Below are 13,459 nucleotides of genomic sequence, written 5' to 3'. Positions count from 1 at the left end.
AGATATTTAAGATAAAACAAAGACTTAAAGATAGTCATTAACACCAATATTTAATCCAAATGTAGCGGTTCTTGAAAGTGATGGCAGGTATTCGAAATCAAATCGCCATCAAAGTGAACTTAAAAGAGCCGCACACAATATTATGAAAAATAGGAACTTATTATGAAATTACCTTCTTCTAGCGCAACTGAACTAAATAAATCAAACCTAGAGCACATGGTTTCCATGAAAGATTTCTCTGTAGAAGAGATGGACAACATGATGGAGTTGATGACTCACCTGAAACAGGCGCGTAAAGACAATGCAATCCCGCCACTGTTCAAAGGCAAATCGGTAGGAATGATTTTCGAAGCGGGTTCTACGCGTACGCGTGTTTCTTTCGAGGTTGCGGCAACATTGCTGGGTGGCCATGCGCTATTCCTATCACCAAAAGACATTCACTTAGGTGGTAAAGAGTCGATTGATGATACGTCTCGTGTGCTATCACGTATGTGCGACATCATCATGGCTCGTACTAACAGCCCTGAAACACTCGATGGCCTACTTGAAATGTCGACAGTGCCAGTGATCAATGGCCTAGATACTCGTTTCCACCCAACTCAAATGTTAGCGGATCTCTACACGATCAGAGAGCACATCACAGATGGACGTAAATTGTCCGATTTAACATTAGCATTTATGGGCGATGCGACAGATGTGTGCCGCTCTTTAATGCTGACGTGTGCTAAGTACGGTATGGGCTTCAAGCAAATTGGTCCTAAGAAATACCACATGGAGCAAGAGTGGATCGACATGGCGCTCAACTTCTGTGAAGAGTCTGGTGGCACGATTGAAATTACTGATGATGTAGAGCGCATCAGTGATTGTGATGTGGTTTACGGAGACAGCTTCTACTGGGTAACGCAAATGGATGAGAAGGAAGAGCGCCTTGCGGCATTCATGCCTAACTATGTGATCACAGAAGAGCTAATGGCTAAGGCTCGTCCGGGCGCAATGTTACTGCACTGCCTACCTGCGAATGACAAAGAAGAAGTGACTCGTGGCGCACTAGAAAGCGAATACTCAGTGGCGTTCGATGAAGCAGAAAACCGACTCACTGCTCAGATGGCGATTTTAGTGTACTTCACACATAAAGATGCGGTTATCCCAACACAAGAAACCGTTAAGCATCATGAAGAAAAAATCAGTAGCTTCTTAAGCACTCTGTAGGGATTTATCTGTGGGGGCGTAAAAACCTCCACTGTGATGCTCGAATTAAGCTGAACCAGTATTCATCACGATTTATTGGTTCGGCTATTTTTATACCTTTTATTTTGAAATGTCGGTAAACACGTAGCTAATTGGCTCTATCTGACATCAATACTCGAATAGGAGATGTATCGACATGAGTGCCGATATTATTAAAGTTTCAAGAAACACTGAAGATGCACCATTGAGCCCTTTCTCAACACAATCGGTGGCATTTTCACACTACAATAACCTCTCTGCTCAATTACCGATTGATCCTAAAACAGGCAGCCTGATCCCTGAATCCTTGGAAGATCAAACAAAGCAGTGCTTATCAAACATTCAAGCGATTGTGGAGAGCATTGGACACCGCATGCACGACGTTGTGAGAGTAAACATATACTTGAAGAACATTGCGGATATGGATTCAGTTAATGAAATCTATGCGTCTTTTTTCCAACACTACGCACCCACATGCACGACACTCGCAGTAGCCGATTTGCCGCTAGAAGGTGCTCATTTGCAAATGGATGCCGTGATCTCGAATGGTGAAGGTACCTATCCTCAAGCGGCTTGTGAGCTAGTCAAAATCGCTAGAAATACTCAACACGCGCCAGTCAGTTCTTTATCAACTCAGACGGTGGCTTTCTCTCACTATAACCATATTTCAGCCCAGCTACCGATTGATCCTCAATCGGGCAATATCGTTGTTGGTGGGGCCAAAGAACACGCCATTCAATGTCTAAAAAACATCAAATCGATTCTGGAAAATATTGATGTTCCACTTGATGATATTGTGAAGGTGAATATCCATGTGAGAAGTTTGGATGACCTTGCCGCCATCAATGAAGTGTACACCACCTTCTTCCCTGACTCGGCGATTGCAAGGGCTGTCGGTTATATGCCAGCACGCTCGGTGACGGTTGTCGAAGGCTTGGCGATGGGGGCGTTAGTACAGATGGATGCGACTGTGTCACACGGCGATGGCACACCACCACAAGCTGTTGAAGATCGTCATGGAATAGTGATTAAGTCAAACAACACCAAAGCTGCGCCAATCAGTGAGATCTCAACACAAACCGTAGCTTTTTCTCACTACAACAATATCTCTGCTCAGTTGCCACTTGATCCTAGAATTGGTGCGATTGTGACGCATGGTGCCAAAGAGCAGGCGATGCAGTGCCTCAATAATATTAAAGAAGTGATTGAGAGCGTTGGGCATGTCATGGATGACATCGTGAAGCTTAATATTCAATTAAGATATATGGCTGATCTAGATGTACTCAATGACGTTTGCACGCATTATTTTGACGGTCCGTTGCCTGCGCGCACGGTGATCGGTGTCTCTGATATACCTATGGGTGCTTTGGTGCAAATTGATGCCATCGCTTCCAATGGTGAAGGCACTCCGCCTAGCCTTTAAGCTTTCAATTTAGCGTTAAAACAATGAGGGTTGGCCGTGAGGTCAGCCCTCGCTTTACGTCTGTACCAATAGCAACATAAACAGCGGTTATAGTGTTCATAAGTGGAAAATCAGAGTAGACCAACTAGGATGAATTACATTAAACCCGGTAATTAATTCAACAACATGGTAGTGCTATGAAGAAAATAACCCTTTTGTCCGTTGCGATTTTATCTAGCCTCTCTTTCTCATCTTTTGCTAGAGATTGTGATCCTAATTTGCTGCCTTCGTGGAAAGACAGCGACAGTAAGTCCGCAATCGTGGATTTTGTTGGTCAAGCCACTAAAGCAGAGTCTGATACGTTCGTTGCGGTCCAAGATCGTATTGCTGTATTTGATAACGACGGTACGCTTTGGTCTGAAAAGCCTTACTACTTCCAACTGGCCTTTGCGCTAGATCGTGTAAAAGAGATGGCGCCTAACCACCCTGAATGGAAAACGGAAGCACCGTTTAAGTTTGTACTCGAAGATGATATTGAGAGCGTTCTGGGCAGTGGCGAAGAAGGGCTATTGAAAATCATCATGGCGACACACTCTGGTATGACAGTCGAAGACTACCAACAAGATGTTAAGCAATGGTTGGCGGTAGCAAAAGACGAGCGCTTCAATAAAGCGTACACAGACCTAACTTACCAGCCAATGAAAGAGATGCTGACCTACCTGCAAGAGCATGACTTCAAAACTTACATCGTGTCGGGAGGTGGTGTTGATTTCATGCGAGCGTGGGCTCCGCAAGCTTATAATATCCCGCCTGAGCAGATTATCGGCAGCGCACTTAAATACAATTATAGCTACAACGACGGCAACCCGACCGTGACCAAAGATTCGTCCATTTTGACGATTGATGACAAAGCTGGAAAAGTCACCAACATTCAGCATATTATCGGTAAGAAGCCGATTTTAGCGGTGGGTAACTCAGACGGTGATCAAGCGATGATGCAATGGGCAACGAGTCAACCAAATTCAATGGCAATGATTGTTCATCACACCGATGCCGAGCGTGAGTGGAAGTACGATCGTGAATCCCATGTTGGTAAGCTTGATAAAGCACTCGATGAAGCGAACTCTAGAGATGATTGGACGCTGATCGACATGAAATCCGATTGGTGTGAGGTGTACTAACCCTCATAAACTCTCAGGTAAAACAGCAAAGGCTCGGATTATTAATTCGAGCCTTTTTGCTAAATAGCGAAGGCTTCGTCTCACTTTGAACAAGAACGTACTATAAATCTTCAACGTATGACGCTTTAATCGGGATAGTCAGAAATTAAAGGAATAGAAAAATGAAAACGATCGGATTGCTTGGTGGCATGAGTTGGGAGTCGACAGTGAGCTACTACAAATCCATTAATGAGGGCGTGAAAGCCACACTCGGCGGGCTCAATTCTGCAAAGGTTTGTATGTATAGCGTGAACTTCGATGAGATAGAAAAGCTGCAACACCAAGGTCGTTGGTCTGAGACTGCAGATATATTATCGGACGCGGCTTTATCGGTAGAGAAGGGCGGAGCCGACTTCATTCTGATCTGTACCAATACAATGCATAAGGTTGTGCCTGAGATCGAAGAGAAAATCACGATCCCTATCTTACATATCGCCGATACCACTGCGCAGAAGCTGCTTGAGCAGGGCGTAAAGAAAGTCGGGTTACTCGGCACAGCTTTCACGATGGAACAAGATTTCTACAAAGGGCGTTTAAGCGAAAAATTCGGTATCGATGTTGTGATACCAGATGAGAGTGACCGACAACAAGTGCACAACATCATTTATCAAGAGTTATGTCGAGGCGAAGTCAAAGAAGAGTCTCGCGCTATCTATAGTCAGATCATTGAGAAGCTAAGCCAGCAAGGAGCAGAAGCCGTTGTTTTAGGCTGTACTGAAATCGCTCTCCTGATTCAGCAGCAACACACCGATGTGCCACTGTTTGATACCACTGCCATTCATGCAGAAGCGGCGGTACGCTTGGCGACGCGCGATTAACTTCTAGCTCTTATTTTTAGCTGCATAGCAGTTCTCTTTTAGTTTTTGTGCGATTTTCACTCAGTTGAGTGAAAGTTTTTTGTACAAAAGCAGGTCGTTAATTAATGAAGCGATGCTTTGTTCATTAACCAAGGCTTTATCGGCAGGTAAGGCTTTAGTTAATGGCTGAGGTATCCGCGCTTTTAAGCACTATGCTTTAGTCATGACCAAAGAGGATTTATTATGAAATGGCTTATCTTATCTGTGACGTTATTGTTTGTGGCGGGATGCCAATCGACGGGCTCTCAAGAAGCACAAGTCGGTGACGACATGAATCGAGTTCATACTCAGGGGTGTAGTAGTTAACTCAACCTTGCCTGTGAGTATTTAATCGAGCTCTGTATTTTTACAGAGCTTTTTTATTGCTTAAATGGTGATGTGATGTGATGTGATGTGATGTGATGTTCATGTGCTGAGAATATTAGGTTGGTTGTTTTATGTTCTATGCTGTGTACTGGATCTCATTTGTTATTTTAGTCCCTTGCTAAGGTAAATAATGAATATGTGTAATACCAATCACTTTACTCAACTTAAGAGGTTTCTATGCTAGGTGAAAATCATTCTCTTGTTCACGAATTTCCTGAAATGAAAGATAAAATTGCTGAGCTTGTTAAAACTGACGATGGCTTTGCAGCAGATATGAAGACGTACGACAACCTTGATAAAGAGATTCGTAAGCTTGAGCTGAAAGATTCACCCATTGATGACGGCTCGATGCACCAACTGAAACACGATCGTTCTGTACTTAAAGACGCACTGCACGCTCGCTTAACTGCTTAGTTAGTTGGCAATTTGGCTAGTTAGCTAAATGGCGAATTGCAGATTTAGATACTAAAAACTCCTTCGGGAGTTTTTTTCTTTTTGGCTCAATAACATGTCTACAATTAAACAGCGCTAATACGTTGTATTGTTATGTGAATAACGCATAATGAGGATTACTGGCACACGATTTTTAAGATTTTATTGGTAATCACATGAATATTGAACACCTCAAATTGTTTGTTCGTTTAGCCTCCACACATAACATCAGTATGGCTGGCCAAGAGCTGGGGTTGTCTCCTGCGGTTGCTAGCTCCCATATCAGTAAACTCGAAGACAATTTGGGCGTTCGCTTAGTACATCGCACCACTCGTAAAGTATCTTTAACAGAGGAGGGGGAAGCATTCTTACCTCACGCTGAAGAGGTGTTATCGAGTGTTGATGCTGCCAAGTCGGCGGTCGGTGTGGGCTGTGATTCTCCAACCGGAACATTGCGCGTTACGGCATCTGCGTCTTTTGGACGTTTGCATTTGGTTCCGGCACTGCCTGGATTTCTTGAGCGTTACCCGGGTTTGAAAGTGGATTTCAGGTTGTCAGATTCTATGGTCGATCTTGTAGAAGGCGGCTTCGATATCGCGATTCGCATCTCTGAACTGAAAGATTCGACACTCATTGCTCGAAAGCTCGCGACCGACAAACGTGTTGTGTGTGCATCGCCAGATTATCTAATCAAATACGGCAAGCCAGCCACGCCTCAAGATCTCAATGACCACCAGTGTATTAGTTTGATTGGCTTAGAAAGCTGGACCTTCCATACTGAAAACGGGCCTAAAACGATTAAGGCCTCGGGGTCTTTTCGAGCGGATAACGGCGAAGCGCTGCGTGATGCAGCGTTAGGTGGTATTGGTATTACGGTGACGTCGAATTGGTGTGCGTATGAGCAACTGAAAAGTGGTCAGCTGATTCAAGTGTTGGAAGATTACCCACTTACCTCAGAAGCGGCGATTTGGGCGGTGTACCCAAGCACAAGGTTGCTTGCGCCAAAAGTGAGAGCCTTTATTGACTACTTCTCTGAGTATTATGGCAACCCGCCGTATTGGGAACAAAAGTAAAATCAGATAGGTTTAACGAAAAAGCCCTGCGTGACTAACGTATAACTTAGTCACGCAGGGCTTTTTTCTTGGAATCAGACAATCAATTGAGCGTAGCTGTCATTAAGAAAGCGTTGCTGCGATGATCTCATCAATTTTAGCGACAACTTGTTGTGACTTATCACCGTAAATTGCATCTGGGTGCGGGTTAGCAAAGGTGTTGTTGTCGTTATCAAAGTACTGACCGCCCGCTTGTGCGAACTCGTCAGACAATGATGCGCGAACAAGAATATCAGAACCAATGCTTAGGTCGCCGCCAGCAATGCCGTACGCGTCTTTCACCATTTTGCTGCCCAGTAACGAAGCTGGGTTTACCGCAACAACCATCGGTCCTGCAGAACCTAGCTCTTTTGCCATTTCACGAGTCCACATGGTGATCGCCAGTTTACTTTGTGCGTAAGCGTCGCCATCAGACATTGGCTTCTTGCCTTCTAGCGCTTCAATGCTCACTGCGGCTTGCGCTGCTGAAGAAAGGTTAACCACGCGGCTAGATGAGCCTAGCACTGGCAGCAGGCGCTTGGTTAGGTGATACGGTGACACTGTGTTTACAGCAAAGCGAACATCTAGCCCGTCTTTGGTAATTGGGTTCGGAGTGTTGAACACGCCTGCGTTGTTAATCAATACATCAATCTTATCGTGCTCAGCAATCACTTCGTCAGCCAATGCATCCACATCAGCCAAAACGGACAAATCTGCCACGTAGCTTTGGATTTTTGCTTCGGTCGAGAGAGCCACAAGTTGCTGCTCAACGTCTTTGAGTTTGCTCGGGTTACGTCCATGCAATAAAACGTGGTGACCTTGTTGAACGAGTACTTTTGCAGTTTCGAAGCCGATACCGTCGGTAGAGCCTGTGATCAGAATAACTTTTTGCATGGAATAGATTCCTTATTAAAGCGCTGACATCGCGAGCGTTTTTAAATGTGTTGTTTCGTTGAGATAAAGAATAGCAACCTTTTACGAACTTGATAATCAACGGGATTAATAAAACACTATTTAGATTTTATTGAAAATGGAAGTGCGAACAACGTCTCAGTCAGAGCGAAATAGCAGACAATAAAAAAGCTTAGCGCGGGGGACGCTAAGCTTCGAGATAATCAGGTTCTTGAAATGTATTGTTGGCTGGTGGAATTAGCCTACTTGAGAAAAGCTCACGACTTTGCTTTGTAGCTTCTCTTTTAAGTAATCGGACACCGCTTGCTGCTCTGACTCGCTCATGTACAGGCCAAGCTTGGTTCTGCGCCACAAGATGTCTTCATCTGTCATCGCCATTTCTTCGTTGATCAAGTAATCGATCTCAGCTTGATAAACGCCATGTGCTTCACTTGAGAATTTAATGCCAAGGTCAGCTTCGCTGGTTGCCCCTTCCAACAGATTCCACGTGTAAGTACCAAATTGAGTGACATAGCGAAGCAACAGCGCTTCTGATACCCAAGGGTATTTGGTATGAATCATGGTCGCCAGTTGTTCTCTGCTGCAGCTGAAGTTACCACCTGGTAGCGTGTCGTTAGCTGTCCAAGGTGCGCCCATGTGTTTCAAGTAAGGTTGCAGTTTGTTTAGTGCCGCTTCACCAAGCTTACGGTAAGTGGTTAACTTGCCACCGAAGATTGAAAGCAGTGGTGCTTGATCCAGCTCTGCGTCCAATTCTAATGTGTAGTCACGAGTGATCGCTTGCGGTGAGTCAGATTCATCATCACAAAGCGGTCTTACGCCACTGTATGTCCAAACTACGTCTTCACGACCAAGTTGCTTAACAAAGTGCTGATTAACGATATCAATCAGGTAATCCACTTCTACATCGTCGATAGCCACTTCGCGTGGGTCGCCTTTGTATTCAAGGTCGGTAGTACCAATGATCGAGAACTTGTCTAGGTAAGGGATCATGAACACAATGCGATTGTCTTTGTTTTGCAGAATGTAGGCTTGTGGTTCGTCATGAATGCGCGGAACAACAATGTGTGAACCTTTGATCAAACGAATATTACGTGGAGACGCCTGCTCTAAACCATCATCAAAGAATTGCTTAACCCAAGGGCCAGCAGCATTAACAAGCGCTTTTGCTTGGCGCTCAAAGCGTTGGTTCGTCATCACATCAAGAATCGTTACATGCCAAACATCGCCTTCACGGTGTGCTTTTTCAACTCGGCAGTAGTTACGAACTTCTGCGTTGTTTTCTTTCGCCGCTAACACGTTCAGCAATACCATACGCGCATCATCTACCCAGCAATCTGAGTATTCGAAACCTGTTTTCATCTCTGGCTTCAATAAACCTGATTTCTCTAAGTTCACTGTTTTACTACCAGGAAGCGTGGTGCGTTTACCCAAGTTATCGTAAAGGAATAGGCCACAGCGGATCATCCAAGCTGGGCGTAAAAATGGTCGATGAGGTAAACGGAAACGCATTGGTTGAGCAACATGAGGTGCTTTTCTTAACAATACTTCACGCTCGGCCAGTGCTTCCGAAACCAAACGAAACTCGTAGTGTTCAAGGTAACGTAAACCACCGTGGATAAGTTTTGAACTTGCAGACGACGTCGCAGAGGCGAAATCATTTGCTTCGTATAAACCAACGTTTAGACCACGACCTGCTGCATCTGCCGCGATGCCTGCACCATTGATGCCGCCGCCGATCACGATTAAGTCTAGAGTTGAAGATGTACTATTTTTTGAATTATTTTGTTGAGCACTCATGGTTTTGACCTCTTGCTGAGCGAACGAGCATTTTAGAACATAGTTGAATCCTATATTAACTTTCGTTTGCGGTCATTTATTATTTTCGTTTATGCGCGTTTTATGTGATTTGCGCATAAAAAAACCTCTGCTTATGAAAGCAGAGGTTCAAATAAAACTTATTCGAGCATAGAAGTGACATGAACAGGGATCAAGTATTGATGGTTTAGTTATTAATAAAGCCAGCTATCGATAAGTGTTTATCAATAGATCTGGCTTTTGATTGTTCACGAATGCGAGTGCTCTTACTTAACTCAACTAAAACCAATTCAACTCAATTCAATCTAGCTTAGCTTAGCTTAGCTGGGCCTATTCACTGGGTGTTGAAGGTTGAGCGGTATCGATGACTTCTAACGGAATGTCTGAATCTTTTAGGATGTTAAGAATCTCTTCCGGCGGCTGCTTATTAGTAAATACCATGTGTGCCTGAGAGATATTACCAAGCTTAACCATCGCATTACGGCCAAACTTAGTGTGGTCGACAGCTAAGAAAATACTGCGGCTGTTTTCTATGATGGCTTGTTTCACTCGAACTTCGTGATAGTCAAAATCGAGCAGTGAGCCGTCAAAGTCGATACCACTGATCCCCAAGATACCGAAATCAAGGCGGAACTGTTTAACGAAATCGAGTGTTGCTTCACCCACGATGCCGCCGTCGCGGTTTCTCACTTCGCCGCCCGCCAAGATAACCTTGATCTCTGGGTTCGGCAGAAGGATGCTCGCAACGTTAATGTTGTTAGTCACGACTCTGAGTTGTTTGTGGTTTTTGTTCAGCGCGCGCGCCACCGATTCAGGTGTGGTTCCGATATCAACGAACAAGGTTGCGCCATCTGGGATATGTTTAACCAGTTCGTCGGCGATCACGTCTTTTTCGTTGAAGTTATGCGCTTTACGCGTGTTGTAAGAGGTGTTTTCTGAGCTTAAAGGAATGGTTGCACCACCGTGATAGCGACGGATTTTGTTGCTATCGGCCAGTTCGTTGAGGTCTCGTCTGATGGTTTGTGGGCTGACATCGAACTTTTCAACGAGCTCATCGGTACTCACATATCCTTGTGTTTTAACCAGGTCTACAATCTGCTGGTGTCTTGGTATCTGCTTCACTTAACTTACCACTCCCTGCACGCCAAAGGCTCTAGCGCGTCAAAATCGAAAATATAAACTCGCGCTATTGTGCTCGAATTGACGAAGAGAGAGAAGTAATGATGGTAAGGAATCGTGTCTAAACCGCAAAAACGGTGCTGAGAGCGGTAAATTTGAGCCCGAAACGCAAAAAAGAGCACAAAACAGTGCTCTTTTTAGTTTCGTTTACTGAGGTTCGAACAATCCAATCGACGTGAAAGGTGATTATTCGAACGCCTCAGCTCAGTTAACGACTAGTGTCTAGCTAATAGTGACTAACTGAATACTCAGTATTACTCTTCGTCGTCATCGTGCAGTTCAGACCAAACCTGAGCACACTTGATAGCACGCTTCCAGCCTTTGTAACGGCGGTTACGCTTCTCTTCGTCGTGGTGTGGCATGAAGGTACGGTTTAGAACCGCTTTGTCTTGAAGCTCATCAATGCTGTCCCAGAAACCAACTGCTAGACCAGCAAGATACGCCGCACCCAGAGCCGTTACTTCCGTTACTTCAGGACGGTGAACTTCAGTATCCAGCACGTCTGATTGGAATTGCATTAGGAAGTTGTTCGCAACTGCGCCGCCATCAACACGTAGGTTTGCTAGCTTGATACCAGAGTCCGCTTGCATCGCGTCTAGTACGTCACGAGTTTGGTAAGCAATGCCTTCCAGCGTTGCACGGATGATGTGGTTCGAGTTAACACCACGAGTTAAGCCAACAATCGTGCCGCGAGCGTAAGCATCCCAGTATGGTGCGCCTAGGCCTGTGAATGCAGGAACCACGTAAACGCCGTTCGAAGAATCCACTTTAGTTGCGAAGTACTCAGAGTCTTCTGCGCCAGCCAGTAGCTTCATCTCATCACGTAGCCATTGGATTGATGCACCGCCCATGAATACCGCACCTTCCAGTGCGTATGCAGGTTCACCTTTAGGACCACATGCCAGTGTTGTTAGTAGGCCGTTTTTAGACGTTACTTTCTCTTGGCCAGTGTTCATTAGAAGGAAACAACCTGTGCCGTATGTGTTCTTCGCTTGGCCAGCTTCTACACACATTTGACCGTAAAGTGCAGCTTGTTGGTCACCCGCAATACCCGCGATTGGGATACGAGTACCGCCTTTACCGCCAAGGTTTGTTTGACCGTAAACCTCAGAAGAGCGTTTCACTTCTGGCATCATTGATGAAGGGATACCCATCTCATCAAGTAGCTTTTGATCCCAGCATAGGTCGTTGATGTTAAATAACATAGTACGAGACGCGTTAGTGTAATCCGTAACGTGTACACGTCCTTGAGTCATCTTCCAAACTAACCAAGTATCAACCGTACCGAATAGCAATTTGCCTGCTTCAGCGTCTTCGCGAGCGCCTTCAACGTTGTCTAGAATCCATTTTACTTTTGTACCTGAGAAATACGGGTCAAGGACTAAGCCAGTATTGTCACGTACGTAGTCTTCTAGGCCACGTGCTTTTAGGTCTTCACAGATGTCTGCTGTACGGCGACACTGCCATACGATTGCGTTGTAAACCGGTTTGCCAGTTTCTTTGTTCCAAACAATGGTGGTTTCACGTTGGTTAGTGATACCAATACCCGCTAGCTCGTCGCTGCGAATGCCTGCTTTAGCAAGCGCTTCAACCAATGTAGAGCTTTGAGTCGCCCAGATTTCCATTGGATCATGCTCAACCCAGCCCGCTTTCGGGTAGATTTGAGTAAATTCTCGTTGAGAAGAGCTTACGATGTTTGCATCGTGGTCGAGGATTACAGCGCGAGAGCTTGTGGTGCCTTGGTCTAGGGCAACAATGTATTTTTGCTCGGTCATGGTAAGAATCCTTTTTCTTTTGTTATTTATATTTTAGTAAATGTAGGGTCGCTTAGGGATTAAGCTTGAGCTTGTTCAGCTTCTTCTGCTGTTTCACATTGGTTTGGAATTGTGCAGCCTTGGCCTTCTACTGGTAGGTAAGCACCGATAACACGTGGGTACAACCAACCGCCAAAACACGCACCAGCAATTGGTGCAAGAATTGGAACGATGAAGTAAGGAATATCACGAGCACCGCTCAATGCAAAATCCCAACCTGCAAAGTAAGCGAAAAGTTTTGGTCCAAAGTCACGAGCAGGGTTCATTGCGAAGCCAGTCAGTGGACCTAAAGAACCACCGATAACTGCGATAAGAATACCGATCAGTAGTGGGTTCATCGCGCCGCGAGATGCGCCATTGTTCTCATCACCTAGCGCCAAAATGGCAAACATCAACACAGCGGTAATCACGAATTCCACAGCAAAAGCGCCGAAGAAAGAGAGTGAAGCATGTGGGTAAGTCGAGAAGATACCAGCGGTTGATAATGCGTCTTGGCTGCTACGAACGAAGTTATGCGCGATTTCGTAGTCAGTAAATAGGTTGCTGTATAGGCTGTAAACCAAAGCTGCAGAGCAGAATGCGCCAAGTAGCTGAGAGATAATGTAAGGCACTACTTTCGCCTTATCAAAGCCATGGAACATTGCCAGTGCGATGGTCACTGCTGGGTTAATGTGTGCGCCAGAAACACCAGCAGTACAGTAAATCGCGATAGCAACACCGAAGCCCCAGATGATGCTGATTTCCCATTGTCCGAATGTTGCACCGGTTAATACCAATGCTGCCACACAGCCAACGCCAAAAAATATGAGCAATCCTGTGCCGATAAATTCGGCTAAGCATTGCCCAAATAAAGAAGGGTGTTTGTTTGTTGTCATGTTCGAGTCCTTTTTAGTTTTGCTTATCTAGCACGTGTATTGTGCATAAATTTGCGAACTCGAAAATAAACGAACATTAAAAGTGAGCGTTTGAGCATAAAATTGTTAATTAAAGTCACTTGAAATGTTAATCCGAACACTTTTGTTCGAAAAAGAAGCTCGCATGAACGTCATTGCTCGAATTGATGTGTTTCGAGGCCGCTAAAATTACCTGTATGTAAACGGATGCACAACTGGTACGAGGAGTTTCTGTTGAGATTTGTGATGCT

The 13,459-nt window shown here is 45.0% G+C and carries 11 protein-coding genes; 6 read left to right on the top strand and 5 right to left on the bottom strand.

What is annotated here, in order from left to right:
* Positions 1 to 162: 162 nt before the first annotated feature.
* From argF to L0992_20260, 6 genes are all read left to right on the top strand, one after another.
* The gene (gene argF / locus L0992_20285) at positions 163 to 1,209 is read left to right on the top strand and encodes an ornithine carbamoyltransferase (GenBank protein ID XGB70352.1); all 1,047 of its coding nucleotides are present in this window, start codon (positions 163 to 165) and stop codon (positions 1,207 to 1,209) included.
* A gap of 175 nt (positions 1,210 to 1,384) precedes the next feature.
* Positions 1,385 to 2,650 carry a reactive intermediate/imine deaminase gene (locus tag L0992_20280; GenBank protein XGB70351.1) on the top strand — a complete coding sequence of 422 codons (1,266 nt, stop codon included), beginning with the start codon at positions 1,385 to 1,387 and terminating at the stop codon, positions 2,648 to 2,650.
* A 176-nt stretch (positions 2,651 to 2,826) separates the two neighbouring features.
* Complete coding sequence (locus L0992_20275) at positions 2,827 to 3,810, top strand: haloacid dehalogenase-like hydrolase (GenBank protein ID XGB70350.1); 984 nt, start codon at positions 2,827 to 2,829, stop codon at positions 3,808 to 3,810.
* A 161-nt stretch (positions 3,811 to 3,971) separates the two neighbouring features.
* Positions 3,972 to 4,667, top strand: coding sequence for an aspartate/glutamate racemase family protein (locus L0992_20270; protein XGB70349.1), 696 nt, complete (start codon positions 3,972 to 3,974; stop codon positions 4,665 to 4,667).
* 582 nt (positions 4,668 to 5,249) lie between these two features.
* On the top strand, positions 5,250 to 5,486 hold the full coding sequence (locus L0992_20265) for a YdcH family protein (protein ID XGB70348.1): 237 nt from the start codon (positions 5,250 to 5,252) through the stop codon (positions 5,484 to 5,486).
* A 194-nt stretch (positions 5,487 to 5,680) separates the two neighbouring features.
* Positions 5,681 to 6,577, top strand: coding sequence for a LysR family transcriptional regulator (locus L0992_20260; protein XGB70347.1), 897 nt, complete (start codon positions 5,681 to 5,683; stop codon positions 6,575 to 6,577).
* Between the two features lie 102 nt (positions 6,578 to 6,679).
* On the opposite strand, the gene L0992_20255 is transcribed toward L0992_20260, so the two are convergent.
* The 5 genes from L0992_20255 to L0992_20235 all read right to left on the bottom strand — a co-directional run bounded on the left by L0992_20255 (position 6,680) and on the right by L0992_20235 (position 13,190).
* Positions 6,680 to 7,489, bottom strand: coding sequence for an SDR family NAD(P)-dependent oxidoreductase (locus tag L0992_20255; protein ID XGB70346.1), 810 nt, complete (start codon positions 7,487 to 7,489; stop codon positions 6,680 to 6,682).
* A 255-nt stretch (positions 7,490 to 7,744) separates the two neighbouring features.
* Complete coding sequence (gene glpD, locus L0992_20250) at positions 7,745 to 9,304, bottom strand: glycerol-3-phosphate dehydrogenase (protein ID XGB70345.1); 1,560 nt, start codon at positions 9,302 to 9,304, stop codon at positions 7,745 to 7,747.
* 348 nt (positions 9,305 to 9,652) lie between these two features.
* The gene (locus L0992_20245; GenBank protein XGB70344.1) at positions 9,653 to 10,444 is read right to left on the bottom strand and encodes a DeoR/GlpR family transcriptional regulator; all 792 of its coding nucleotides are present in this window, start codon (positions 10,442 to 10,444) and stop codon (positions 9,653 to 9,655) included.
* 311 nt (positions 10,445 to 10,755) lie between these two features.
* Positions 10,756 to 12,276 carry a glycerol kinase GlpK gene (glpK, locus tag L0992_20240; protein ID XGB70343.1) on the bottom strand — a complete coding sequence of 507 codons (1,521 nt, stop codon included), beginning with the start codon at positions 12,274 to 12,276 and terminating at the stop codon, positions 10,756 to 10,758.
* Positions 12,277 to 12,335: 59 nt separating this feature from the next.
* Positions 12,336 to 13,190, bottom strand: a complete 855-nt coding sequence (locus L0992_20235) for an aquaporin (GenBank protein ID XGB70342.1) — start codon at positions 13,188 to 13,190, stop codon at positions 12,336 to 12,338.
* Positions 13,191 to 13,459 lie beyond the last annotated feature (269 nt).

Origin of the sequence: Vibrio pomeroyi, from assembly GCA_041879425.1 — a bacterium.
In the GTDB taxonomy this organism is placed as follows: domain Bacteria; phylum Pseudomonadota; class Gammaproteobacteria; order Enterobacterales; family Vibrionaceae; genus Vibrio; species Vibrio pomeroyi_A.
Note: the sequence above shows the minus strand (reverse complement) of the source record. Positions and strands in the feature narration are given on the sequence as shown.

Excerpts from the sequence above, each read along its gene's own strand:
- argF (XGB70352.1), top strand. The coding sequence starts at position 163 with ATGAAATTACCTTCTTCTAGCGCAACTGAACTAAATAAATCAAACCTA.
- L0992_20280 (XGB70351.1), top strand. The coding sequence starts at position 1,385 with ATGAGTGCCGATATTATTAAAGTTTCAAGAAACACTGAAGATGCACCA.
- L0992_20275 (XGB70350.1), top strand. The coding sequence starts at position 2,827 with ATGAAGAAAATAACCCTTTTGTCCGTTGCGATTTTATCTAGCCTCTCT.
- L0992_20270 (XGB70349.1), top strand. The coding sequence starts at position 3,972 with ATGAAAACGATCGGATTGCTTGGTGGCATGAGTTGGGAGTCGACAGTG.
- L0992_20265 (XGB70348.1), top strand. The coding sequence starts at position 5,250 with ATGCTAGGTGAAAATCATTCTCTTGTTCACGAATTTCCTGAAATGAAA.
- L0992_20260 (XGB70347.1), top strand. The coding sequence starts at position 5,681 with ATGAATATTGAACACCTCAAATTGTTTGTTCGTTTAGCCTCCACACAT.
- L0992_20255 (XGB70346.1), bottom strand. The coding sequence starts at position 7,489 with ATGCAAAAAGTTATTCTGATCACAGGCTCTACCGACGGTATCGGCTTC.
- glpD (XGB70345.1), bottom strand. The coding sequence starts at position 9,304 with ATGAGTGCTCAACAAAATAATTCAAAAAATAGTACATCTTCAACTCTA.
- glpK (XGB70343.1), bottom strand. The coding sequence starts at position 12,276 with ATGACCGAGCAAAAATACATTGTTGCCCTAGACCAAGGCACCACAAGC.
- L0992_20235 (XGB70342.1), bottom strand. The coding sequence starts at position 13,190 with ATGACAACAAACAAACACCCTTCTTTATTTGGGCAATGCTTAGCCGAA.